The sequence below is a fragment of the Clostridium sp. MD294 genome (genome assembly GCF_000364165.2).
In the GTDB taxonomy this organism is placed as follows: Bacteria; Bacillota; Clostridia; order Lachnospirales; family Anaerotignaceae; genus Coprocola.
Genome location: NZ_CP097810.1, coordinates 1808170 through 1834064, shown reverse-complemented (window position 1 = coordinate 1834064; position 25895 = coordinate 1808170). Strand labels below are relative to the sequence as shown.

Genomic DNA, 25895 nt, shown 5'->3' with positions numbered 1-25895 from the left:
TTTTATTTCCCCCCTTAAAGCCGTGTGTGATAACATACAGAATTATTCTTTCCAAGCCCAGCCACGTGTAATCATTGCTTTTTCTATTTTCTTTAATGCTCCAATCCATGCTGCATCTCTATAACTTACATTTAACTCTTTTGCTACATCTGCCATAGTATGGTATGCTTTTACAATTCTTTGTTCTAATTTAGCACGAACTGTTTCTCTATCCCAGTATTGGTCAGTAAGTCCTTGTGTACGTTCAAAACTACATACAATAGCACTTCCACAGTTTGTTAAAACATCTGGTATAATTGTAACTCCTTTTTGATACAGCATTTTTTCTGCTTCTGGCGTAGTAGGGCCATTTGCACATTCCATAATTAATTTTGCTTTTATATTATTTGCATTTCCTTCATGAATTACACTTTGTACTGCCGCAGGTAATAAAAAGTCACATTCTACTTCTAATACATCTGATGTTGAAATTTCTTTACAATTTGGGAAACCTTTTACAGTATGATGTTGTTCTACATATTTTCCAAGTTCAAAAATATCAATACCATTTTGATTTTCAATACCACCAAATATATCTGATACAGCAACTAATTTATGTCCATCTTTTTGTAAAAGTTCTCCAGCTACACGTCCTACATTGCCAAAACCTTGTAATGCAAATTTTTTGCTTGTACCATACCAATCTAAATCTTTCATAATTTCACAAGTAGCATAATATGCACCATGTCCTGTTGCTTCTCTAGAAAGTTCTGTACCATTTGCTTCAATAGGTTTATCATTGATAGCAGCAGGAGAATGAAAACCTTGTATACTTTCCAATTCGTCTAACATCCATGCTTGTGTTTGACCATGTGTTCCAATATCTGCACCAGGAACATCTACCCATGCCCCTTTCATAGGCAAATTACGTATAAAACCTCTTATCAATGCCTCATATTCACGTCTAGAAAGTTTACTTGGGTCTGCTTTTATACCACCTTTTCCGCCTCCTGCTGGAATGCCTCCTACAGCGTGTTTTATTGTCATCCAAAATCCTAATGCTTTGGCAGTATCCATATCCATATCTGGAACAACACGAACGCCATTTTTTACTTGTCCTAAAGCGTCACAGTAATGTACACGATATGCTGTAAAAATTTCTAAATGTCCATCGTCCATACGTAAAGGAATTGTAAATTCAAATTGACGTTTTGGCTGCTCTAAAAATTTTACTACTTCTGGATTGATATTTCCAATTTCCGCTGCTTCGTGTAATGTTTTTAAAGAAGTTTCAAAAGGATTACCTTTGTTCATAATAAAACGCCTCTCTTTCTATAAAAAATAAAATTATTGGTAAAACTATCTTTATATATATTATAAACTTTGTACTTATTCACAGTAAAGTTTGCATTTTTCATACTAAAGATGAAAAAATGTCATAATAAAAAAACTGTTATAAGCATTTTTTTTATTGTATAATAATAAATATGCTTTCCGAATTTTTATAAATAGAAAAGGAGGCTGATACTATGAATGTTAATAAATATGAAGTATTTTTAAAAACAGTAGAACTTGGTTCTTTAACAAAAGCAGGAGAAGAATTAAAATATACGCAATCTGGAATTAGTCATATTTTAAATTCACTTGAAAAAGAATGTGGTATGAGATTATTAGAAAGAGATCGTTCAGGAGTCTATTTAAACTCTTCAGGAAAAATGTTATATCCTTATATCAAAAAAGTATGTGAATGTCATCAACAGTTATCAGAAGTAATCAATACAATGCTTTCTTTAAAATCTGGTACTATACGTATTGGTACTATGACAAGTATTTCTACATCTTGGCTTCCTAAATTGCTCCAAACATTTAACGATATTTACCCTAATATAAAATTTCAAATGCTTTGTGGAGAATATTCTGAAATTGAAACATGGATACAACATGGTGATGTGGATATGGGTTTTGTAAAAGAACCTGTGTCAAACGACTTGACAGTGTATCATTTAAAAAAAGATGAAATGATGGTAGTATTGCCTATGGAACACCCATTAACACAGTTACAAACAATTCCTCATAAATCATTAGAAAATTATCCTTTTATTCTTTATATTGATAATGAAGACTCTGAAATAAAAGAAATATTAAACAAATATGATATTGTATCTAAAGCACAATATATTACAAAAGAAGATTATTCTATTATGGCTATGGTAGAGTCTGGTATGGGAATTAGTGTATTACCAAAACTGGTTTTATTACGTTGTCCTTATCATATAGAAATAAGAGGGCTTGAGCCGCCAGTTTACAGAAGTCTTGCTATTGCTGTAAAATACAATGACATTTTATCCCCTATTGCAAAAGAATTTTTAAAACATATATTAAATAATAAAAATGAAAGTGTTAAATAAATATTTTTAAAAAATAAAAGGTATTGCTAAATTTATATTATTATTTAGCAATACCAAATATTATTTTTAAAATGAATATATATACAAAATTTATTTATATTTTCTATACTTTAACATTATAATACTTCTCCATTTGAGGCAATCACTTTTTGATACCATTCAAAAGATTTCTTTTTAGTTCTTTTTAATGTACCTTTACCATCATTATCCAAATCTACATAAATAAAACCGTATCTTTTTTTCATTTCTCCAGAACTTGCACTTACTAAATCAATACAACCCCAAGCAGTATATCCCATCAAATCTACACCATCTAATTCAACAGCATCTTTCATTGCTTTAATGTGGTCACGGTGATAATTGATGCGATAGTCGTCTTCAATGCTACCATCATCATTTGGAATGTCCACAGCACCTAAGCCATTTTCTACTACAAATAATGGTTTTCTATATCTATCATACACTTGATTTAATGTAATACGAAGTCCTAAAGGGTCAATTGCCCAGCCCCAATCACTACATTTTAAATAAGGATTTTTTGCTGAGGCAAACAAATTGCCTTCGCCGATTTCCTCTTTCTGGTCAACATCTACACATCTTGTATTGTAATAGGAAAATGAAACAAAATCTACAGTATTATTTGCTAATAATTCTAAATCTCCCTTTTCCATAACAGGCATACAATTTTCTCTTTCCATAAATTTTAAACCATAATTAGGATATTTTCCTTGTACCTGCACATCTACAAATAAATATTCATTTCTATCTGTACAAAGTGCTTCCCAAACATTTTCAGGTTTACAATTATAAGGGTATGTACTACCTGCTGCAAACATACAACCCACTTTATTATTACTATCTATTTCGTGAGCTATTTTAGTAGCTAATGCACTCGCAACAAGTTCATGATGTGCTGCTTGATATTTAATTGCTTTTTCATTTTCGCCTTGTTCAAAACAAATGCCTGCTCCCATAAAAGGTGCATGAAGTATCATATTGATTTCATTAAATGTTAGCCAATATTTTACAAGTCCTTTATATCTTGTAAAAAGAGTACGACATAAATTTTCATAAAATGTAATCATTTTTCTATTTCTCCAGCCACCATACTTTTTAATTAAGTGTATAGGACAGTCAAAATGTACTATTGTTACAAGTGGCTCTATACCATATTTATGACACTCTTGAAATACAGACTCATAAAAAGCTAAGCCTTTTTCATTTGGTTCTGTTTCGTCACCATTGGGAAATATTCTGCTCCAAGCAATACTTAAACGATATACTTTAAATCCCATTTCTGCAAATAATTTAATATCTTCTTTATAATGGTGGTACATATCAATACCTAATTTTGCAGGATATTCATATTCTGGCAAAAAATCGTACATTTTCATTTTTCCAGAAATAACTTTTTTTCTACATTCTCCTTTTGGGCAAACATCAACATTTGCAAGTCCTCTACCATCTTTATCAAATCCACCTTCACATTGATTTGCTGCTGTTGCACCGCCCCATAAAAATTCTTTTGAAAATCCCATGCTATACTCCTCCTTTTGATTAGTGCATAACTGTAATAATTGTATCACCATATTCTGCTGTTTTTTGTTCTGCTGTAATCATATCTAAAAAGTCATCTGCATTTGTTACTAGCACAGGTGTTTCAATAGAATAGCCTTCTGCTACTATAGCATCTTTATCAAATTCTACTAAAACATCTCCTACAGAAATTTTATCACCTTGTTTTGCTTTTGCTGTAAAATGTTTTCCGTTCAACTCTACAGTGTTCATACCTATGTGTATCAATAGTTCTGCACCATCATCAGATGTAATGCCCATAGCGTGGAGTGTAGGGAATATTGTTGTCAATGTTCCATTTACTGGAGAAACAACTTTTCCTTCTTCTGGTACTATTACAACACCTTTTCCTAATATTCCCATAGCAAATGCTTCATCTTTACATTCTGTTAAAGGTAATACATTTCCTTTTAAAGGACTAGCAATCACTTCTTTTTTAAGTAAAGCTGGTTGTGCTGCTGCTTGTGGTTGTATTTCTGTTTCTGGTATATCATTTGTAGCTGTTTCTGTAGTATTTTCTTTTTCACGATATGTTACAAACATCATTATAAATGCTAATACAATAGCAAGAACTGCACCACTTATTGCTATAATAATATTTCCGTTTGTACCATCTGGATTTATCATAGCTGGAAATTCGAATATACCCATACCACCAGCAAAGAATTTTCTAAAATTAAAATGTCCATAATAGCCGCCTATTATTGCACCTACAATACAGCTAATAATAAATGGCTTTTTCATAGGCAATGTAATACCATAAATTGCTGGTTCTGTTACACCAAATATACTAGATATAAAGTTTGGTAATGCTAATTGTTTCATTTTTTTATCTTTTGATTTACAGAATATTGCTAATACAACACCTGCTGTTGCAAATGTACAGCCAAAGAATGGCATCATGATATTATCATATCCTAATGTTACCATGTTGTTGATATAAACAGGAATAAATCCCCAGTGCATACCAAATATAACAAGTATTTGCCATGTACCACCTACTACCGCACCTGCTAATAATGGACTAAATTCTCTTATTTTAAATACAAATTGTGATATTAACATAGAGCCAAATGTTGTTACAGGGCCTATCAACAAAAATCCTACTGGTAATGCTACTAACAATACTAACATTGGTACAAAAAAGAATTTTACTAAATCTGGTATAAATTTGCTAAAGAATTTTTCACATTTTGAAGCAAAATATACTATGAATATAACTGGTATAACTGTTGAAGTATAATCCATTGCTATCATAGGCAATCCTAAAAATGTCATATAAATATCAGACTCAAATACTGTACCAGTAAAGAGTGTATACAATGGTTCTCCTGCTGCGGACAATGTACTTCCTTGTAATGCTGGATAACACATTGCTGCACCGATTGCTAAACCAAGCATAGGTTTTAAACCAAATTTTTTAGCTGAAGTGTAACCCAAAAACATAGGTAAAAACATAAATAACGCATCACCAATACCATTTAACATAGTATAAATTCCTGCTGTATCTGTGTACAATCCCAATGCTACAAACAATGCATTTAATCCCTTGAGCATACCACAAGCAGACATAACACCTAATATTGGCTGGAAAATATTAGAAACAATATCAATTAAATTACTCTTTTTTTCTTCTTCCTCTGAAGATGCTGCTTTGCTTTCCAAGCCAATCAGCGGGCAAACATCAGCATATACATCTGCTACATGGTTGCCTATAACAACCTGATATTGTCCACCGCTTTTCATAACAGTAACAACACCGTCCATATTTTTTAACACATCATCATTTGCTTTGCTTTCATCTTTTAGCTTAAAACGCAAACGTGTAATGCAATGTGTTAAACCGCTTACATTCTCCTTTCCTCCTATTTGTTTTACAATTTCGTTTGCTAATGCTTCATACTTACCCATAACTTTTTCCTCCATTCTTAATAAATATAATTTATAATAATGAAGGTTTGGCCAACTGAATGTCACCACCCTATTGTTACCCATTTTGTCGTATTGCTTTTTCAATATGTATTGTTAAATATAATTGTTCTTCTTCACTCACCACATAAGAATAGTTATTAGCAATATATGCTGTAATTTTTAATGTACATTCATATGCAGATTTATATTTCATTTTAACAAGTGCTAATAAATCTTCATCTTGCTGTCCTTCATAATTGTTTTTTTGAAACAATCTTAATGCAAAAAACTTTAAATGTGTTACAAATCTATGATAGTATACAGACTCCTCATCAAATTTTATTTGAAAATGATATTTTACAATGTTTACAATTTGATGAATAAGTTTGGTTACTTCTCCTATTTCTTGTATTCCATTATAGTTATCGTCCATTTGTGCATTGACAATATGTAGTGCAATAAATCCTGCTTCATCTTCTGGTAGTCTTACAGCAAATGCTTGTTCTATCATGTCTAATGCTTTTAAACCAATTTGAAATTCTTCTCTATAGAATTTTTTGATGTCCCACAACATAATATTTTTTACACAAATACCTTCTTTTTGTCTTATGATTGCCATGTGCATATGGTCTAATAATGTAATATATATAAAATCATTTAGCTTTCTTTCTGCTTTTGTTCTAGCATATTCTATTATTTTTTCACTTACTTCTACATATTCTATAGGAATATCTTTTAACAATTGTTGTAATTTTGCATTGGTGTCTTTATTTTCTAATGTAAATATTTTGTCAATTTTATTTTCATCTATGCTGTCGCCTACTTTCTTTTTAAAAGCAATACCACAACCCATTACAATTTTTTCTGTTTTTCCTGTTTCATATATGACAACTACATTATTATTAAGCACCTTACCAATTTTCATACAATCCTCTCCTAAAAAAAGACCTATTTACACAAAAATAAAAAGACAAACAAATTTATCTTGATTTTTGTATAAACAGGTCTAGCTTGTATTAAAACAATCACTATCCATTTTTTATCATTATATACTATACTTCCATTGTTGTCAACAACATATTTAGCATTTATATAAAAAGTATCTAAAAGTTACTATTGCTTATACAGCATACTATAACATTAAAAACAGACCTTTTACTACATAAATAATTCAATAAAAAGGTCTGTTCATATGAATAAAATTATAACTTTATTATTATCATTTTTAGTACCGAAACAATTTATATGTTTAAAACTAAAATTTAATAATACTATTTTTTACTGTAATTCCTCTATCCAGTTTTGCAACTCTTCCTCTGACACATCTCCACTAAATCTTTTACCAGAAAGCCATACACCACTTGCAGATTGTTGTTCTAATTGTTCAATACTTTTTTCAATGCCACTACTTGCAGATGTACAAAATGGTATTATTTTAATATCGCTAAAATCATAGCTTTCAACAAATGTACTCATAATACGAGGAGCTTCCCCCCACCATATAGGATAACCAATATATATTATAGAATAATTGTCTAATTGTATTGTTTCACTTGCAATTTCTGTACGAACAGTAGCATCATTTTTTTCCATTGATGTTCTACTATTTTTATCATTATAATCTAAATCTTCATCAGAATAGGGATTACTTGGAACAATTTCATAAATATCTGCATTGGTAATATTTGCAATTTTCTCTGCTACATTTTTTGTTGTTCCAGTTGCTGAAAAATATACAACCAATATTTCTTTTTTTGTATTTTCTGTTTCTGGTGAATTTTTTTGTTCTATTTTTTGAGTATCTTTTTGTGATGTATTGTACTCTGTTTTATTTTCATTTTTATTTTGTTGCTCTACCACATTACTTTTTTTACAGGCAATGGAAGAAAACATAATACAAACCACTATAACAAAAGTAAAAAAATCTTTTAATTTTATTGTCATTTTTCATTACTTTCCTGTCTATAGTATTTATACCCACTCTGATGCCCAGTCAGCAAGTGCTTTCGCTGATATATTTGCAGAAAATCGTTTTCCTTTTGCAACTTTTGCATTTGGTGCTAATGCCTGTATATTTTTTCCACAATCGCCAATAGTACTGCCTCCTGATGTAGCAAAAGGAATGATTATTTTTCCACTAAAATCATATGCTTCTATAAATGTGTCAATAATAGAAGGTTCTCTATACCACCATATTGGAAAACCAATCAATATTACATCATATTGATTTATATTATCTACATGAGTACGAATTGCTGGACGACAATTTCTGTCATTCATTTCAATGGAACTTCTGCTTTTACTATTTTGCCAATCAATATCTGCATTCGTATAAGGAACTTTAGCTTCAATTTCAAATAGTTCTGCTCTAATTTCTTTTGCTAGTGTTTTTGCTACTTTTTCAGTTACTCCACTTACACTAAAATATGCTACTAATACTTTACTCATTTTTTATATCCTCCTTATTATATGTTTCATTGACTTTATAATGAAAGCTCTTTATAATGAACTTAAATTTATCATACAACTTAAAGTACACTTTAAGTCAATAGGTATTTCAAAAAATTTTAAGGAGATTTATTATGTCATATACAATTGGTGAAATGGCAAAAATATTAGGTGTTGCTGCTTCTACACTTCGCTACTATGATAAAGAAGGCCTTCTTCCTTTTGTAGAACGTTCTAGTGTCGGAATTCGTATGTTTACCGACAAGGATTATGAATGGCTAAAAGTAATTGAATGTTTAAAAAAATCAGGTTTATCCATAAAAGAAATTAGAGCTTTTATTGATATGGTAGGAAAAGGAGATGTTTCTCTTGTTGAAAGACTTGAATTATTTTGTTCTCGCAGAGATGCTGTCAAAAAGCAAATAGAAGATATGCAGCAAACACTAGAGCTGTTAGAATTTAAGTGCTGGTATTATGAACAGTCTATACAACATGGTACAGAAGAAAAAGTTCGTTCTTTATCACTTAACGAAATTCCAGAGCAATATAGAAACATTAAAAAAAATAGTAATTATATTTATGCAAACAACAACGATTAATTTATAGCAATGTTAATTTTTAATTAGATACATACAACAATATAAAGAAATCACATATATGAAAATAAAACCTTTTTTCATTACTTATTATATTCTGCCATTGGCAATTTATTAAGCATATATTCGTACAAATCTTATATACCACTAAATCTACAATATCTATCATATATCAATTTTTAATGTTATTACAATTTTTTTTACAAAATTAGTGTTGTTTCTTTTTTTATATATTAAAAAGCAGTGGAAAAATTCCCACTGCTTTTACTGGTATTCTATAGGCAAAACAAAACTATTTACAAATTTATCATAACAATTTTCACATATATCAAAATTATCTTTTCTACTATCTTTTTGAGAGAAATATCCCCATTGTTTTTCTATATGCAAATAGTCTGAAAAATAACCATGTTGTTTTGTAATTTCTTTTCCACAACAGTTACAAAGGACTTTTTCTACTCTTTTATTATCTTCTGTTACAGTTTCATACACTTTCATCACACAGTCCCCCTCATCTGTTCTCTGATTGTTTTATTAGTGTTTGTTTAATTGTAGTGTAACATAGCTTTTTTATTTTTGCACTATTAAAACGTTGGTACATCTGTTAAAATAAACATAGCAATTACAAAAAGGAATGATATTATGAACAATACTATGAAACATTGTACTATTTGTCCTAGAAACTGTGACGTAAATCGTTGTGAAGGAGAAAAAGGATATTGCAATGCAGGCTATTTACCTAAGTGTGCTTTGGCTTCTATTCACCATTGGGAAGAACCCCCTATTAGTGGCAGCAAAGGTTCAGGTACTATATTTTTCTCACATTGCAATTTAAATTGTGTATTTTGTCAAAACTATACCATAAGTGAACAAGCATTTGGAAAAGAAATCTCTATACAACATTTATCAGATATTCTTCTATCACAACAGCAAAAAGGAGTACACAATATCAATCTCGTTTCTCCTACTCATTTTATACCTCAAATAAAACAGGTATTGTTACTAGCAAAACAAAAAGGACTTTCTATTCCTATTGTATACAACACTAATGCTTATGAAAAAGTAGAAAGCTTGAAATTGCTTGAGGGGTTAATTGATATTTATTTGCCTGATTTTAAATATATCTCTTCAGAATACAGTAAACGCTATTCTTTAGCACATAATTATGCTGAATATGCTAAAAATGCAATATTAGAAATGAAAAGACAACAACCTAATATGATATTTGATGCAAATGGCATATTACAAAAAGGAATGATTATACGTCATTTAGTATTGCCTAATTGCTACAAAGACAGTTTCGAAATATTAAAATGGATAAAACAAAACATAGGAGAAGATACTTATATTTCTTTATTAAACCAATATACCCCTATGCACAAAGCACTACAATATAAAGAGATTTCACGTAAACTTACTACATTAGAATATCAAAAAGTAGTGAATTATTTTTTTGAAATAGGATTAAAAAATGGTTTTATGCAAAGCAAACATTCTGCTACCTCTAATTATACTCCTATATTTGATTTATCTGGTTTATCATAAACAATAATATTGATAAAAATATTACAATATTGTATAATAAAAATAATTTCATTAATATATTACATAGAAAAGAGGGATTATAATATGGTAAGAAAAGAAACAATTACAGAAGTGGAAGGACTTCGTGGTGGAAAAGGTTCTGCAGAAGTACATCATATTTTGAGTAAAGAGGAATTAATGGGACATGGAAAAATGTATGCTCGTGTTATACTTCGTCCTCACAGCAGTATAGGCTGGCATCAGCATGTTGGCGATACAGAACCTTATTTAATATTAAAAGGAGAAGGCGTTTTCATTGACAACGACCAATCTAAAACTGTTGTAAAAGCTGGTGATGTTTGTGTAATTAATGTAGGAGAATGGCACTCTCTAGAAAATAACACAGACCAAGAATTAGAAATTATGGCACTTGTTATAAATGAACAAGCAAAATAATATTACATCAAATCATGTTACTTTTGTAGCATGATTTTTTTATATAAGCAAAATAATTAATATGTTACTTTATTTTATATTCTTTAAAAAAGTATATAACATATCAAAATTGTAATGTCTTTACATCTTTTTCTTTTAAAAAGATTTATTATATACAATAAGTTTTATAAAAAAGTGGGACAAAAGAAGGACAAAAACAAAGTTGTAGTACGGCTTTATTGTATAAAATAAGAGGGAGTTTTTCTCCCTCTTATCTATCATATACGCCCATTCTATCATGTATTACAAATAACCTCAACATCGTACCTGTAAACAACAGTTCTCCTTTTTTACTTAACTTTATAAATTGTAAGGTTTTGTATGAAATACTATAGATATAATACAATATAAATTATATAAAAAATTAATATAACAGACAAAATATTATATCCTTTTTTATTATATTTTATTCTCAACAATTAAAATACAATGCTCTATGTATTTATCTAAATTTGTACTTTTACAAATTTTTAACTTTTTTAAAAGTTCTTTCGCAATTTGAATATCCAAATCGCCATGATTAGTAGGAAATATTGTTATATAATCTTTTTTGTTATATACAAGTATATCTGCATCTTTCATAGTCTTTTCTAAATTTGGGTCATTAAAAATAGGAACAATGTATTTATAAAGCCAATGCTGTTTAAATAAACTTTTATTTTTAAACTTTTCTTTCATATCAGCATTACAATCATCTACATCCATAATAATAAATAAGCAAAAGTTAATTAACTCTTTGTTTTTATATTCTATATCTGGAAAATGTTTTTTAAATACATCTATAGATTTAAAACGTTTGTCCTTATTTAAAAACTCTATAATGCCATTTATTTGTATACTGCTCCTTCCTTTATCACGAGCAATAATTTCTTGTTTTAATCGCAAATTAGATTGTACACTCTTACAAATACAATATTCTGATTTTCCATGTACAATAGTCATAACCTTCATATTTATAGTTGGTTTCTTAATTTTTTTTGCATCCATACCAAATGCCTCCTTACTCTTTATTAAGAAGACATTTCTTCTTTTACATTGTCTACAATTTCTTGTAAATCTAAAAATCCTATATATGGGATACCTCTATAATCACCATTCAAGTATTTTTTTTGTACATTATTTGTTTTTTGAGTTCTAAAATTGTAGCTTGAAGTACATTCCAATTTTTTATTGCCGTTTGAATCTATATTAATAATATAAACATCTTCAGGTGATAACTTTTCCATAAGTAATGTATTATGTGTTGTGGCAATAAACTGTCCATTAGAGTATTCCTTTAACAGTTCAATAATTTCACTCATCAATAAGTCATGTATACTACTATCTATTTCATCTATAAAAACAGTTTTTCCCCATATAAAAGAAAAAATATATGGAAATATTTCTAATAATTTTTTTGTTCCTGTAGATTCTAAAAATATAGGTATATCTAATATTTCACCATTAATTTGCTTTTTAAACATTAATACATACTTATATTTATTTCTTTTAGGCGTAATATCATAGTAGACTTTTTTTACATCGGAATATAATGATGTAAAAAAAGTATTTAAACTTTTTTCAAATATTTTTAATTCTTTGTCATTTTGGGAATTTATAGTCCCATTATCTAAATTACGTAAAAAGGCAAAAGGTATTGATATATTTGCAATTTGGTACCTAATATCCTTACATAACACAGAATATGTGCTAAGCCAATCTAACACCTCAAAAAAATTATTTCTAATTCGAGAAGTGACATATTTTATATTTTTAGTTTGTACTTCATAAAATAGTATGCTCATAAAAGTATGTTTTCCCCAAAATTTTTGAATATCGTTTAATAACTCTACATTATATGCATTATCTAAAAATACAGATGGACTTAAAAATATTTGGTTACTATGAATAGAAAAGATTACTCCTGTTCTCTTATTAATATAAAAATTTAATTCTTCAAATACTACTTTTTCATCATCAAATTCTAAACAATATGTTCCATGTTTCCCTTTAATATAAAAACCAATTTCTATGGACATATTTCCGTTATTTCCTATATTTTTATTTTTGTTTATCAAACTTGATAAACTGCTACTTGATAAACTGCTAATACCAATATTGTCTTCACTAAGCAATACCTCTAATAAAGTCTTTTTAAATATGTCGATGTCTATATCTATCTCATCTTCTAATGAATCCAAAATTTTTGTTTGTTTTTCATTTTCTTGATTTACTAATGTTTTTAAAGTATTACTTAAAAATAACATAGAATTCATTAAATTTGTTTTACCTGCTCCATTTTCACCATATATAAATGCCATTCTCTTAGGTATTCTATGTGAACCTCGTAAGTCTAATGTTATATCGCTAAAAGACTTAAAATTTTTCAATTTTAAATAAGAAAGCATATTATCTCTCCTTTATGTTAAATATTGTTATATATTATAACAAAAATCTTAATAAATAATACATTTTTTTATTAAATTATATTAAATTATATTAAATTTATATTAAATCTAATATAATCTCATAAAGTCTCAATTTTATTAAAAACTTATAAAAAAGATGCTTTTACTTATTATACATATTTAATATTTATTTTATTATTACAAAAAATTTCAGAAATAAAAGGTGTATCATATACACTCGTTCTGTTAGTTAAATTGATTATATTATATAAAAATATATTATTATCTGTCATATACACCCATTCTATCATGTATTACAAATAATCTTAACAGAATATATACAAGTTGTAATTCTCCCTTTTCATTGCCTTTTAATACACCTTTATCAATTAACTTTTGTACAGTTGGTTTTGCCCAATCTGGCACTTCTTCTATAGTGTTGTATTTGTCAAAATAACCCTCTTTATCAAAAATGACAAATAACCTCAACATTGTACCAGTCAACAACAATTCTCCCTTTTCATTTCCTTTCAATGCACCTTTGTCAATCAGTTTTTGCACTGTAGATTTTGCCCAATTGGGCATATTTTCATCAATGTAATTGTATATCATTTCTGCACCTTCTTTCTCGTCATTTTCTATCAGTTTCCTTTTAAAGTCTAACCATTGTACTTGATTTCTAACAAAAGGTTCTGGACAAGCCTTTCCAGTGACATCATAGTGCCTAATTACATTTTCTACTGGTATGTTATACTTTTTCATAAGCACTTTTATTAGCTCAATCGCTGTATATTGTGTTGCTTGGTTTATGTAGTATTGTCCTTTCTCATCTTTTTTGCTGCACATTTCTACACCTATGCTGTTGTCATTTCTACATTTTAGGTGTTTATAGTTTTTTGCCCCACAATGCCAAGCAGTATCACCATCTTTTACACTTTGTACTATAGTACTTTCATCTACAAAATAATGAGCGGAAGCATTTCTATTTGGTTGAGCAAAATAATTGCCGTTACCTTCTGCCTTGTCACCATTATTCGCTGTATAATGCACTACAATAAACTGTATATTCTGTTTCCTACCTTTATTGTAATTGCTTTGATGTGCTAAAACTTCCTTAATTTCCATGTAATCACCTCAATCCTTTTTAGGTTTCTGATAAGTCAATGCCTGTTTACTATCTGTAATGCCTTCTGTAGTAGGGTCATTGACATAGCCTACAACTGCCACAATTACACAACCTAATGCAAAAGGATTGCCAAAAAGCTGTTTCACTTGTGTTATCAATATCTCCCAGCTCGTAAACATCTCTGGTTTTGCCCCTACTGCAGCAAGTATAATCGCTACCAATCCAAACCAAAAATAAGGATTTTTTAGTCTTACTTTCCAGTTAATTCTCATGCTATACCTTCCTTTCTTCTAATATACTTATTCTATTCTCATGGTCTGCTAACTGTTCGTCTTGCTCATTATTATGGTTCCACAGTCTTACATGGCTATCATGATTATGATTTTCGAATTTCTCCATTTTTGACTCCAAATGCTCACAAGTATCATTTAATTTTGTAATGGTGTTTGTCAAATTCATAATAGGCTTTGTGACTGTAGCAATCAGCCCTAATAATGCAATCATTACTGTTACGATTTCCCATTCCATACTATTCCCCCCTTCTCCCTTTATACTAAAAAAATCTAAGTATCAAAAAATCTCAACAAAAAAAGAGTTAAAAAACGTTTTAATGCTTTTTAAAACTCTTTTAAAATTCTTCTTCAGTTTGTTCTGATTTTTGTTTTTCCCCTGTAATATCAAAATACTGTTCTTGTGTAATTTTCCCCAATATTACATATTTCTGTAACTGGTCTTTTCTCACAAAATTCTTTTTATATCTTTGTTTTAATATCTCAAACATTTGTATTTCCTCCTTCTAACATAGCTAATTCCAAATCTGCCATTTGTTGTGCTAACATTTGTCTTTCTTGTTGTGCTTGTTGTTCTAGTTGTAAAAGTGTTTCTACTACATTCTCCGTTTCTTTCTTTTTTCTGTCCCTTTCTTTTGCTTCTAATATGCTATCTTTTCTCCACTCTATCATTTAAAATTCCCTCCTACAGAACTGATATAAATTTCACCTGTTGCCGTATTTCTTCTCACTGTCACTTTAAAACTAAATCCCCACTTTGAAGCGGTTTTTTGTTCATTTAACAATATAAAATTTCTGCCTTCTTTTACAAATCGTGTTACATCTTCCCATGTAGGGCTAGTATCATAGGCATTATTGCAAGCCTCTATTACAAAATCTGCTCCTTCTGGTATCTGCCTAACCACATTCATAATACCTACGCTTGCAGCAGCATCTGTTTCAAAAGGTGTTTTTAATGTAAAAGCAATTTCATTTTCCTGTTTTTGAAATGTAACATTTTTTGTTGTAACACCACCATCTGTATCTGTTGCTGTAATAGAAAGTGTATTTGTACCATTTAATATACAAATAAACTCTTGTTGTGTTATCTGAAATGTATATGTTGCACCAGAAGTTGCTGTAAAACTCTTTTTCTGTACACCATTTATTTTTTCTACTACAGTTAATTTGTTGCTTTCTTGGTCTGAAACAGTGTAATTAAAAGAAAAAGCACCTGTTTTTAATCCTAAGTTTGTACTGTTTGTGGTAATCACTGGCAGTTCATTGTTTATAATATTTCTAACTTGTGCTGTTTTGTAAGCACCTTTTTCATTATAGCTATCATAAGCACAAACCCTATATTGTACTGTATTCCAGCCTTTTGTAATGCTATCACTATAACTTTTATTCGCACCTTTGTAAATTTGTGTGTAAGTACCACTATTTACAGAACGTTCTAATATGTACCCTGATAAATTCCCATCGCTGTCTGTGGCTGCTGTCCAAGTCACTACTGCCGTTTTTCCCCCATAAATATTCAGTGGAACGGTAATACTTTGCGGTGCAGTAGGAGCTTTATTATTTACTACAGTGCTTGTACCGCTTGCTTTGTATCCACTGTGAGCACCACTGCTATCATAGGCTCTTACTCTAAACATAACTTGTGTGGCTTCTCCAAATGCAAGTGTTATAGATGTACTTGTGCTACTTCCTTGATATATTTGTGTCCAAGTACTTCCGCCATTGATTGACTTTTCTAATTTATACCCTGATAAATTCCCATCACTATCTGTAGATTTTCCCCAACTTACTGTAAATGCTCTACCTCCATAAACAGTAGCAGGTACAGTAATACTTGATGGTACTGTTGGTGCGACATTTGGCTTACTATAATATACTGTTGCACTAGAACCTGTTTTATAACTGCTACTACCTCCACTATTTACCGCTTTTACTCTATACTGAACTCTTGTTGTGCTAGAGTTCAAACCATAATCCGTATAACTGGTAGATGCCCCAGAATATACTTGACTAAATGAACCACCATTTATTGCTCTTTCTAACACATAACTTGTTGCTCCTGATACACTCCCCCAAGATATGCAGGTAGAGTTATAGGAATTGATAGAAGTACTATAGCTAATTGATGATGGTGCAGAAGGTGTTGTTACAGATGGTGTATAACTTAAACTAACAGACTGTGATATTACATGGGTTCCATAAGCATCTGCTGTTAAAATTTGTATTTGTCTTACATTTGCTACTGTTTTTCCCCCAGATGTGTTACCACTAAATCTCGCATATCCATCTTCATCTGCTGTTGCTATTCCAGCAGAACAATATTCTTCACGACCATACATATCATCTGAATCATACATCCCTCTGCACTTATATCTTTCTCCTGCTTTTAAGCTATATACCAACACCACAAAATTAGTTTCACTTGTTGCTCTAACACTTCCTATATATGCCATATTTATCCCTTCTTTCTAAATTTTTCTCTAAAATTTATAAGTATTTTGTTTTATTTTTCTAAATAACAATATAAACAATCCTTGTATAAATGTACATCAAAATATAGCAAATATGCTATTGACTGATTATAGCAAATATGCTATAATTAAATTATTGAAAGGAGATGTTAATAAATGCCAACTATTTCAATGTTTTATGGTATTATCATTAGAATGTATAACAATGGAGAACATAATCCGCCACACTTTCATGCAGCATATCAAGGATACAATGCTGTATTTAATATGGAGGGAGAACTTACAGACGGAGATATGCCAAAAAAACAAATGAAGCTCATCGTAGCTTGGACAGAGCTCCATAAAGATGAGCTTCTAGCTAACTGGGAGCTTGCTATTAGTGAGCAACCTCTTTATAAAATTGCACCTTTGCATTAAGTAACGCATTCTATTATCATAATAAGAAAGGGGGTTATAACTTATGATAACTCCAGCTTGGGTAGTAAAAGAAGTGCAGCCTAAACAAGATTACACTTTACTTTTAACTTTTGCAGATGGAACAAAAAAAATATATGACGCTCGTCCTCTATTAGAGAAAGCCATTTATGCCCAACTGAAAAATATTACCTTTTTTCTTGGTGCAAAAGTTGAATGTGGCACAGTCGTTTGGAATGACGATATTGATATAGCTCCAGAACATTTATATGAATACAGTAAAACAGCAGGAGGTGCCATTTATGATTGATAATTGCACTACTTTTATTGATAAACTCATAGAACAACGTCATAATCAAGGAATGACACAAAAAGAGTTAGCTATTGCCACAAACCTAACACAATCTGTTATTGCACGACTGGAAAGCAAAAAAGTAATTCCTCAACTTGATACTCTTTTAAAAATAACAAATGCTCTAGGCTGTGAAATTGTTCTTGTTCCTATAAATAATATAACATAATTCTTATGTCATTAAATACAAACAAAAAAAACAGGAATTTTTACTCCTGTTTTTTTAACACTCCAGACATTTTTTATTTTTATTCCACACACCTTTTGTCAATGTAATACCATTCAACGTTTCAAATGTTACCAGAAATGGATTTTCTTTAATATCATAATAGAGTGCATTTTCAAGTCTTTCTATTCTTGCCTTTAAATCTGCATCTAACAATGTTTTGAGTTTGGGGTGGGCATTTTCATCTTCATTGTGTTTTTTAATCAAATCTTCCATATCTAATAAAAACTCTGGCAATAAATTGATAGTCAAAAATCTTCTTACTTCTTCTGCTGTCATAAAAGAAAGTGCTGGATAAGCAATTACTACTTCTACTTCATCAGATATTGCAATACTTACAGGATACCTTCTGACATCTATTGCACCATTTTGTTTATAAGCCATTACATGCTGTGGAAAATCTCCCAATGTTGCATAATATAATAATATTTCTTCCTCTCCATCTCTGGCAAACACACCAAACTCACTTATCCAAAATCCTTCTTGCAATCCCCCATTTAAGTCACTTCTATATTCTACTACAAATGAAACAACACCATCTTCTGCAACAGGTTCTGTAGAAGTCGCTTGTGCCACTGGCTGTATCAAGTCATCAAAATAAGCAGGACTTTCTTCTCCTAAATTTCCACTACCTACCATTACTCTCGTAATCTCCAACTGCTCCCCCGCTACCAGTTTCGCAAGCAATTTCCTTCCCTTCACTGTTATCATAAAACCCAGTTGTATGCCTTGATTTTGTTCTAATTCTTCCTTTTCCATATTATCACCTCTTTACAATATCAATAGTTTAATGTGGTTTTGGTCTAATCTTTTCATTACTCTAAAACGTGTTTTTTGTTCTGATATGGTAGCAATACCTCCTTCTCCTACTTTACACCAGCCATTTTCTTCACAACTGCCATCATCTATTGCAACTAATTTGCCCAATATTCCTACAGCGTCCCATTCTGGACGTTCTGAACGTGGTATATATTCTTTTGTGTTATCATATTCTGTATTAAGTTTTTGCCTTATTTCAGTATGTGCTTGTTCTATTACTATAACTTCTTTTACTTCTTCTCCCTCTTCATTTCTTGTCATAAATTCTTCTGTTCTTTCTGGAATTTCTACTTCTTCTAATATAGGTTGTCCATATATATCTGTTAAGTGCATATTTGCCCAAGTATCATCATATACATCTCCACAAACAGATGGACAAGCTGAAACAATACCTAATATGTAATCATCTTCTGGAGTAGCAATACGTATTTTCTCCCCTTCCAATGTCACAAATAATCCTGTTCTTTCTTTTTTATCCTTGTTTCCATCTAGCCATTCAAACATTTCTGCATAGTCCGCACCGCTGGATTTGAATGTACTGTTGGAATATACACCGTTTGTATTTGTTACTCTGAAGCAGTTGCTTCTTGCAGTATTACTTGTACCATTCCCTATAATAAACTTATCTGTTTCTACTGTACTTTCTTTATTCCATTTTCCTATTGCTGTTTGATACATCGCTTTTGCTATTGTATAATACCCTCCAGAATGACTGCTATTACCTATAGCTTGTGTTCTATCGCCCTCTGCATGAGAACATTCACCACTTGCAGTACTGCCGCCCTCTGCATGAGAATAATCTCCACTTGCAATACTGCCGCCCTCTGCATGAGAAGCATGTCCAGATGATTTTGAGCTAGAACCTTCAGAATGAGAAGCATTTCCTGTTGAAGTTGTTTGCCACCCTTCAGCATGTGCACAACTTCCATCTGCTGCTGTATAACTTCCTTCAGAATGAGCACACCAATTTCCTGCAAATGTTCTATCACCTTCTACATGTATACAATCAGCAATAGAATTATCAGTTGAAGTATAAAAAAATATATGATATAGGCATGAGCCTGCATAACTAGACAAAACTGTTTCGTTAACTATAATACTATTATTTTCTGTATTAATACTTTTAATTGTATATTTATCAATATCTCTGTTTATACGATTAAGTACATAAATTGGCATATTAACGCTCAATTTATTAAAATTGTCTATGTGTTTACTATATGTACTATCAAATCGAATTTCATTTGTAGAGGTATATGCAATTTTTATCCTCAAAGCATTCGCATTAGCAATACTTAATCCTCCTTCTGCGTGGGAACCTAAACCAACAGCCTCCGTACGAATACCTTCTTTGTATGAACCATTTGAATGTCTTACATCAATTACATGTACTAGGGTCTGCTGTTCCAGCACCATATTTTACTTCGCTAATTTCAGCTCTATCTATACCATTATTTACACTACCATCTTTTCTATAAGTAAATACAATTGATTTATTTGCTGCCAATTCTACAGTCAATGTTCCTGTTTGTTCTGTAGCACCGCTTGTATTTGCAAGTATTCGTGTTCCTGCTGCTGTAATGTTCAAATAATCATGTGTAGCTTCAGAAGAAACCTTCCAGCGAAATGAAATTTTGCATGCCTGTTTTGCTGTCCATGTAGATATAGCGGACGTACCATGTAATCCTGTATTATTACTTACCCACACTGTGCCATTATTTTTTGTCATGAAATCCAAAGCACCATATGTTCCAGCAGTTACACCACTATTTTTCAACGTTGTTGTTATTGTTTTATTTGCACTACCATCAAATGTTGTACTACCTGTTACATCTCCACTTAATGCAAGTGTTCTAGCTGTTTGTAATTTTGTAGCAGTAGCAGCATTGCCTGTAGTATTTCCTGTACCCCCATTTGCAATAGGTAATGTACCACTTGTAATATCATCTGTGCTATGTTTATGTTCTTTTTCTGACTTTTGGTCTAGTTTTTGTTGTACTGTTTCAGTATCTGCCTTTTTTGCTAATTCTGCTGTAATGGTTTCAGTGTCGGCTTTTTTGTTCAATTCTTCTTGCATGGTTTCAGTGTCTGCCTTTTGGTCTAGTTTTTGTTGTACTGTTTCAGTATCTGCTTTTTTGGCTAATTCTACTTGTATGGTTTCATTATCTGCTTTTTGGTCTAATTCTGCCTGCATTGTTTCCATATCCGCTTTTTTATTCAATTCTTCCTGCATGGTTTCAGCGTCAGCTTTTTTAGCTAGTTCCTCTGCAACGGTTTCTTTATCTACCTTTTTATCTAATTCCAAAGCAATATTAGCACCATCTATTTGTTGTTGTAATAGTTCTTCTATTTCTTCCTTATCTACTTTTTTATCTAGCTCTGTTTGTACATCTTCTTTATCTGCTTTTACTGCTAATTCTGTTATCATTGCTTCTTTGTCCGCTTTTTCTGATAGTTTTTGAAGCATTTCCATTTCATTGGCTTTTTGGTCTAATGCCTGCTGCATTGTTTCAATGTCTGCTTTTTGATTTAGTGCTTGTTCTACTGTTTCGGCATTTGCCTTTTTTGCTAATTCTTGCTGTACTGTTTCAGTATCTGCCTTTTTTCTTAGTTCTATTTGAATAGTTTCATTATCAGCTTTTTGATTTAATGCTATTTCCACATCTTGAGCATTTGCCTTTTTGGCAAGCTCCTCCGTTACTGTTTCTTTGTCAGCTTTCTTATCCAATTCTGCAAATACACTACTTTCACTTTCCGCTAAAATACCTTCCAAATAAGGCAAAGCCTCTATTTCTACAAACTCTTTCATTCTTTGTTCTGTTACAAATGCCAATGCAGCATATGCAATATTTACTTTTATATCATCTGTTACTAAAATACTTACTGGATATTTTTTAATATTCACTTTTCCATTTTCATAGGCTTCTACATATTGCGGATATTCTCCCAATGAAGCATAATACAACAATATTTCATTTTCTCCATCTCTAGCAAACACACCAAATTCTTTCAGCCAAAATCCTTCTTGCAATCCCCCATTTAAGTCATTTCTATACTCTACAATAAAAGAAATCACTCCATTTTTTACAACGGGTATGCTAGAAGTAGCTTGTGTTACTGGCTCTATCAAATCTGTAAAGTGTTCTGGAGATTGTCCTTGTTGCAATTCTCCCTTTCCCACCATTACCCTCGTAATATTTAATTCTCCTGTTATTACCAACTCTGCAAGTAATTTTTTACCTGCTTGTGTAATTACAAATCCTCTTGACAATATTCACCACTCCTTTCTTAATTAGTGAGTATATTTGACGTTTATGAAAGTTGCGACCAAGTGTTGACGAAGTAACACAGGAGCAACTGTAATGTCAAAATACGAACGGTTTTTCATACGAAGTATGAAAAAAATTTCTACTTTAAGTGAGTATATTTGACGTTTATGAAAGTTGCGACCAAGTGTTGACGAAGTAACATAGGAGCAACTGTAATGTCAAAATACGAACGGTTTTTCATGCAAAGCATGAAAAAAATTTCCACTTTAGTGAGTATATTTGACGCTTATGAAAGTTGCGACCAAGTGTTGACAAAGTAACACAGAAGCAACTATAATGTCAAAATACGAACGGTTTTTCATGCAAAGTATGAAAAAAATTTCCACTTTAGTGAGTATATTTGACGTTTATGGAAGTTGCGACCAAGTGTTGACGAAGTAACACAGGAGCAACTGCAATGTCAAAATACGAACGGTTTTTCATACGAAGTATGAAAAAAATCACCTCAATTACATTTCAGACAATGTTGTTTGTTCTATATCACACCAATCTGCTACTACATTCATTACTGCACTTGTTTTAAATTCCAACTCTGGCAATGTGGTTTGCAATATATTTTGAAATACACCACCTATATGTACTGTTATAGGGAATTGATAATTATATTCCATTTCCGATAGTATTGTTTCAGATATAGGCCTGAACACAGTACCACCTATATACACTGTTTTTTCTGGCATAGGTAATTGCAATATACTTTTTGCTTCTAATATCAAATGTGCTGGTTTATATTTTTCAATAGTTTGATAAACATTTTTCCATTGTTCTTCTAATATTTGACCATACAGTTCTACACAAAATGTATTTTTTGCAGTTCTTTCTAATACAGAAACTTTTTCTAATGAAAACAGAAACATCAATATTTGTTCTAATCTTTTGGGGTTCATAGGTGCCCTTGTTCTTACAGCAAGCAATATTTTTTGTCTTCTTTGTTCTATACTAATATTAGGGTGTATAGGCAGACCATATTCTTCTTCCCAATAATCTAATGCCCATGTTGCTGTTTGAGGCAATATTTGTGCTATTGTTTCATTTACCCATTTTACAAATAAATCTCCCTGTACTCCCATTGCTTCCATTATATACAGTGCTGTTTTAGCTTTATGATATACTGGTGTGATGTAGTCCAATCCATCTATTGCTGTTTTACTTGTCAATATTTGCTGTATGTCCTCACTTGTGTATTTCATAATAATGTCACGTCCTTCTGTTCTGTAACAGCAACACAATATTCTGCAATATCAATATTTACCACACCATCATTTATTTTTAATTGTTGATAATCCCACACCCCTTCTGTATTAATCAGCACTGCTCCCACTTCTGCATATTTTACTTCTGTATGTGCTTCTTCTGTTTTAAAATATTCTCTCAAATTTTTTAGAAATGTCTGTTTGACTTGTTCCTCATCATATCCTTGTTCCAATTCTACAATTGCACTTACTTGTATCGTAATAGGTTCTGCTGGTATCACATTCAAATAGGCATTGATAGGAGCAAGCCTTTCATACCAACTATCATATCTCATAATATGATTTTCTACTTCCTCACAAACAGACTGCTGTACTGGCATACCATCACTGTCTGTCAGTACAATTGTAACAATTCCTGTATCATCTTTTGCTGATATGACATGAGCAGCTCCTACTCCTGCTACTTCTAACGCCCAGCGTCTATAGTCTGCTGGAGAACCTACAAAAGAATTACCTAATGAAGCATCAAAATCCGCTATTCTTTGTCTAAAGCTATCTTCTGTTTCTTGCTCATATCCTCCATATGCTTTTTCTTTATTGACTACAGAAACAATACCTTTCATAGGTTTTACCATAAGTAATATCGTTTCTGCTGCAACATTTCCTTTTTTCCCTGCCTCTGTACAAACACATTCCACTTCTGCAATACCTGTTTCTGCTATTTCACATTCCTCTACTGTATAAAATACAATGCCACTTTTTTCTGGTGTAGAAACAGTAGAAAATGTAAAGCCTTTGGGTATTTTTGTACTCATAATCCCTTTAATGGTAAGCATTGCTTTTGCATAACTAGCTTGTTTCAAAAACAAATTTCTATTTTCTCCGTGTCCCAGCAATATATCACCATAGGAATACTTTGGTACAATATTTTTTATTGCTTCTACTAATGTAAACTCTATTGCTCTAGAAAATGCTATTGCAACAGGATAAAACAAATCACATACCCAGCCATTTTCTTCTTTACTGATATTATCTGGCAGTTTTTGAAGCATTTCAGAAAGTATTTTTTCTGTACTGTAATTCTGTAAAAACTCTGGTATTACAAATGGCATTTCTTTCTCCCCCTTTCTTTTTAAAATAAAAAACGCCCTAAAAAGAGCGTTTTAGTATTATTTGCTTAATTTATAAAGAGCGTATTGATTTAATGATACTCCTTCTTTTTCTGCTTCCATTGCTAATTTAAAGTGTAATGACTTTGGCAATCGAATAACAAATTTTCCACTATAATTTTCTGTTTGAATAGGTTCAGGTACATCAAAACCATTTTCTAACTTTGTTTCAATATAGCCTTCCATTGCTTCCTGCAAATCTTCCCATACCTCTTTATAGCTGTCACCTGTACTTTGACAACCGTCTAATTCTAATATTTTACCATAATAATAACTACCACTTTCATCGTTAATATGCTGAATAATAAAATTATAAGGTAAATTTTTATAATATTCTACTATTTTTTGTGCTTCTATATCTCTAATATTACTTGGTTGATTTTTTATTTTTGAAATGTTTTTTTCGATGTATGTCATTTTTTCACCTCCTATATATAGTATTATATACAGTATCATATATCAAGAGATGTTTTTAAAAATCATTATCTGGAAACACCTAGTTTTTCTATTAATGCCTCTTGTGCTACTTTTGAAACATTAATATGTGCTTTTTCTGCTTCTACATTTAACCAATTAGGTAATGTAATATTTCTTCTGACTGCTTTATTATCCACTTTTTTACGATATTCTGTAATATCAACATCTACTAAAGAAACATAACTTTTTCCCTCTTGTACAAATGTACCATTTTTTATATTAACATCAAATAAATTTGTTGGATTTGGTATTTCTATTTTGTCATATTCTAACGATATTATTTTTAATGCTATAGCATCTCTTGCCATATCTATTGCATTTGTAATATTTTCCCCTTCTGTTAAAATTTCTAAATCAGGTACTTCTACTAATATAACATATTCAGATTGTGTAAAAATCACAGGATATACTACTTTCATATTATTTCACTCCTTCTTGTGCATACTATCTATATAATAGGAAATATAGAAATTTTACAATCCCCATTTTTTTAATATTGCTTTTGCTAGTTTTTCATTGATTTCTTTATGTCTTGGAATAGTTTCTTTTTCTTTTCCTCTTGCATAAATATCATGACTACCTCCATGTCTTTCAAATTGGAAACCAATACTTTCTAGCTTTTTTACTAACTCTTTCTGCTTCATAGTTTCCTCCCTTCCATAGTTATATTATACACATAATATACACATTTATCAATTGTAATATA

The 25895-nt window shown here is 30.9% G+C and carries 30 protein-coding genes; 7 read left to right on the top strand and 23 right to left on the bottom strand.

All coding sequences use genetic code 11. The features are described from left to right. Positions 1 to 42: 42 nt before the first annotated feature. Entirely contained in the window at positions 43 to 1293 is a 1251-nt protein-coding gene (locus C820_RS09235) for a Glu/Leu/Phe/Val family dehydrogenase (RefSeq protein WP_004034566.1), read from the bottom strand. Positions 1294 to 1508: 215 nt separating this feature from the next. On the opposite strand from C820_RS09235, the gene C820_RS09230 reads away from it, so the two are divergent. After that, positions 1509 to 2387, top strand: coding sequence for a LysR family transcriptional regulator (locus C820_RS09230; RefSeq protein WP_004034567.1), 879 nt, complete (start codon positions 1509 to 1511; stop codon positions 2385 to 2387). A gap of 116 nt (positions 2388 to 2503) precedes the next feature. Here C820_RS09230 and C820_RS09225 read toward each other — a convergent pair whose 3' ends face one another. The 5 genes from C820_RS09225 to C820_RS09205 form a co-directional block, all read right to left on the bottom strand. Beyond that, positions 2504 to 3925, bottom strand: coding sequence for a 6-phospho-beta-glucosidase (locus tag C820_RS09225; protein ID WP_004034568.1), 1422 nt, complete (start codon positions 3923 to 3925; stop codon positions 2504 to 2506). Positions 3926 to 3944: 19 nt separating this feature from the next. After that, the gene (locus C820_RS09220) at positions 3945 to 5873 is read right to left on the bottom strand and encodes a beta-glucoside-specific PTS transporter subunit IIABC (protein ID WP_004034569.1); all 1929 of its coding nucleotides are present in this window, start codon (positions 5871 to 5873) and stop codon (positions 3945 to 3947) included. 76 nt (positions 5874 to 5949) lie between these two features. Next, the gene (gene licT / locus C820_RS09215; protein ID WP_004034570.1) at positions 5950 to 6798 is read right to left on the bottom strand and encodes a BglG family transcription antiterminator LicT; all 849 of its coding nucleotides are present in this window, start codon (positions 6796 to 6798) and stop codon (positions 5950 to 5952) included. A gap of 353 nt (positions 6799 to 7151) precedes the next feature. Beyond that, positions 7152 to 7817 carry a flavodoxin gene (locus C820_RS09210; protein ID WP_004034571.1) on the bottom strand — a complete coding sequence of 222 codons (666 nt, stop codon included), beginning with the start codon at positions 7815 to 7817 and terminating at the stop codon, positions 7152 to 7154. A 27-nt stretch (positions 7818 to 7844) separates the two neighbouring features. Next, positions 7845 to 8321, bottom strand: a complete 477-nt coding sequence (locus tag C820_RS09205) for a flavodoxin (protein WP_004034572.1) — start codon at positions 8319 to 8321, stop codon at positions 7845 to 7847. A 134-nt stretch (positions 8322 to 8455) separates the two neighbouring features. On the opposite strand from C820_RS09205, the gene C820_RS09200 reads away from it, so the two are divergent. Next, positions 8456 to 8920: a MerR family transcriptional regulator gene (locus C820_RS09200; protein WP_004034574.1), complete on the top strand. Its 465-nt coding sequence runs from the start codon at positions 8456 to 8458 to the stop codon at positions 8918 to 8920. 261 nt (positions 8921 to 9181) lie between these two features. Here the strand turns inward: C820_RS09200 and C820_RS09195 are convergent, their stop codons facing one another. Next, complete coding sequence (locus C820_RS09195; protein ID WP_004034576.1) at positions 9182 to 9415, bottom strand: hypothetical protein; 234 nt, start codon at positions 9413 to 9415, stop codon at positions 9182 to 9184. A 144-nt stretch (positions 9416 to 9559) separates the two neighbouring features. On the opposite strand from C820_RS09195, the gene C820_RS09190 reads away from it, so the two are divergent. Both C820_RS09190 and C820_RS09185 read left to right on the top strand, forming a co-directional pair. Next, positions 9560 to 10462 carry a radical SAM protein gene (locus C820_RS09190; protein WP_004034578.1) on the top strand — a complete coding sequence of 301 codons (903 nt, stop codon included), beginning with the start codon at positions 9560 to 9562 and terminating at the stop codon, positions 10460 to 10462. 84 nt (positions 10463 to 10546) lie between these two features. Next, on the top strand, positions 10547 to 10897 hold the full coding sequence (locus C820_RS09185; protein WP_004034580.1) for a cupin domain-containing protein: 351 nt from the start codon (positions 10547 to 10549) through the stop codon (positions 10895 to 10897). Positions 10898 to 11335: 438 nt separating this feature from the next. Here C820_RS09185 and C820_RS09180 read toward each other — a convergent pair whose 3' ends face one another. The 8 genes from C820_RS09180 to C820_RS09145 form a co-directional block, all read right to left on the bottom strand. After that, a complete protein-coding gene (locus C820_RS09180) occupies positions 11336 to 11923 on the bottom strand; it encodes a hypothetical protein (protein ID WP_004034582.1) in 588 nt (195 codons plus the stop codon). A 23-nt stretch (positions 11924 to 11946) separates the two neighbouring features. Next, positions 11947 to 13323 (bottom strand): AAA family ATPase, encoded by a 1377-nt coding sequence (locus C820_RS09175; RefSeq protein ID WP_004034583.1) that lies wholly within the window; start codon positions 13321 to 13323, stop codon positions 11947 to 11949. Between the two features lie 282 nt (positions 13324 to 13605). Continuing rightward, on the bottom strand, positions 13606 to 14448 hold the full coding sequence (locus C820_RS09170) for a peptidoglycan recognition protein family protein (RefSeq protein ID WP_004034584.1): 843 nt from the start codon (positions 14446 to 14448) through the stop codon (positions 13606 to 13608). 9 nt (positions 14449 to 14457) lie between these two features. Then, entirely contained in the window at positions 14458 to 14721 is a 264-nt protein-coding gene (locus tag C820_RS09165; RefSeq protein ID WP_004034585.1) for a phage holin, read from the bottom strand. A gap of 1 nt (position 14722) precedes the next feature. Beyond that, the gene (locus tag C820_RS09160; RefSeq protein ID WP_004034586.1) at positions 14723 to 14977 is read right to left on the bottom strand and encodes a hypothetical protein; all 255 of its coding nucleotides are present in this window, start codon (positions 14975 to 14977) and stop codon (positions 14723 to 14725) included. Positions 14978 to 15077: 100 nt separating this feature from the next. Continuing rightward, positions 15078 to 15230, bottom strand: a complete 153-nt coding sequence (locus C820_RS09155) for an XkdX family protein (RefSeq protein WP_004034587.1) — start codon at positions 15228 to 15230, stop codon at positions 15078 to 15080. Further along, positions 15223 to 15411 (bottom strand): hypothetical protein, encoded by a 189-nt coding sequence (locus C820_RS09150; RefSeq protein ID WP_004034588.1) that lies wholly within the window; start codon positions 15409 to 15411, stop codon positions 15223 to 15225. Before C820_RS09150 ends, C820_RS09155 begins: the two co-directional genes overlap by 8 nt. Next, positions 15408 to 17192, bottom strand: coding sequence for a fibronectin type III domain-containing protein (locus C820_RS09145; protein ID WP_004034589.1), 1785 nt, complete (start codon positions 17190 to 17192; stop codon positions 15408 to 15410). The genes C820_RS09150 and C820_RS09145 overlap by 4 nt, the downstream gene beginning before the upstream one ends. Before the next feature lie 174 nt (positions 17193 to 17366). Here C820_RS09145 and C820_RS09140 point away from each other — a divergent pair, with 174 nt between their 5' ends. The 3 genes from C820_RS09140 to C820_RS09130 are packed head-to-tail and all read left to right on the top strand — an operon-like array spanning position 17367 to position 18145. After that, the gene (locus C820_RS09140) at positions 17367 to 17627 is read left to right on the top strand and encodes a DUF4160 domain-containing protein (RefSeq protein WP_004034590.1); all 261 of its coding nucleotides are present in this window, start codon (positions 17367 to 17369) and stop codon (positions 17625 to 17627) included. A 43-nt stretch (positions 17628 to 17670) separates the two neighbouring features. Further along, positions 17671 to 17934: a DUF2442 domain-containing protein gene (locus tag C820_RS09135; protein WP_004034591.1), complete on the top strand. Its 264-nt coding sequence runs from the start codon at positions 17671 to 17673 to the stop codon at positions 17932 to 17934. After that, on the top strand, positions 17927 to 18145 hold the full coding sequence (locus tag C820_RS09130; protein ID WP_004034592.1) for a helix-turn-helix domain-containing protein: 219 nt from the start codon (positions 17927 to 17929) through the stop codon (positions 18143 to 18145). The genes C820_RS09135 and C820_RS09130 overlap by 8 nt, the downstream gene beginning before the upstream one ends. Before the next feature lie 54 nt (positions 18146 to 18199). Here the strand turns inward: C820_RS09130 and C820_RS09125 are convergent, their stop codons facing one another. The 8 genes from C820_RS09125 to C820_RS09090 all read right to left on the bottom strand — a co-directional run bounded on the left by C820_RS09125 (position 18200) and on the right by C820_RS09090 (position 25833). After that, complete coding sequence (locus tag C820_RS09125; RefSeq protein ID WP_004034593.1) at positions 18200 to 18961, bottom strand: hypothetical protein; 762 nt, start codon at positions 18959 to 18961, stop codon at positions 18200 to 18202. Positions 18962 to 18973: 12 nt separating this feature from the next. After that, the gene (locus C820_RS09120) at positions 18974 to 20437 is read right to left on the bottom strand and encodes a peptidase G2 autoproteolytic cleavage domain-containing protein (RefSeq protein WP_004034594.1); all 1464 of its coding nucleotides are present in this window, start codon (positions 20435 to 20437) and stop codon (positions 18974 to 18976) included. Beyond that, complete coding sequence (locus C820_RS09115; RefSeq protein ID WP_162213044.1) at positions 20400 to 22292, bottom strand: hypothetical protein; 1893 nt, start codon at positions 22290 to 22292, stop codon at positions 20400 to 20402. The genes C820_RS09120 and C820_RS09115 overlap by 38 nt, the downstream gene beginning before the upstream one ends. A gap of 507 nt (positions 22293 to 22799) precedes the next feature. Beyond that, positions 22800 to 23540: a putative phage tail protein gene (locus tag C820_RS09110; RefSeq protein ID WP_004034596.1), complete on the bottom strand. Its 741-nt coding sequence runs from the start codon at positions 23538 to 23540 to the stop codon at positions 22800 to 22802. Further along, on the bottom strand, positions 23537 to 24655 hold the full coding sequence (locus C820_RS09105) for a baseplate J/gp47 family protein (RefSeq protein WP_004034597.1): 1119 nt from the start codon (positions 24653 to 24655) through the stop codon (positions 23537 to 23539). Before C820_RS09105 ends, C820_RS09110 begins: the two co-directional genes overlap by 4 nt. Before the next feature lie 57 nt (positions 24656 to 24712). Further along, complete coding sequence (locus C820_RS09100; RefSeq protein ID WP_004034598.1) at positions 24713 to 25129, bottom strand: type II toxin-antitoxin system HicB family antitoxin; 417 nt, start codon at positions 25127 to 25129, stop codon at positions 24713 to 24715. A 65-nt stretch (positions 25130 to 25194) separates the two neighbouring features. Beyond that, positions 25195 to 25608 (bottom strand): type II toxin-antitoxin system HicB family antitoxin, encoded by a 414-nt coding sequence (locus C820_RS09095; protein ID WP_004034599.1) that lies wholly within the window; start codon positions 25606 to 25608, stop codon positions 25195 to 25197. 54 nt (positions 25609 to 25662) lie between these two features. Continuing rightward, the gene (locus tag C820_RS09090) at positions 25663 to 25833 is read right to left on the bottom strand and encodes a type II toxin-antitoxin system HicA family toxin (RefSeq protein ID WP_004034600.1); all 171 of its coding nucleotides are present in this window, start codon (positions 25831 to 25833) and stop codon (positions 25663 to 25665) included. Positions 25834 to 25895 lie beyond the last annotated feature (62 nt).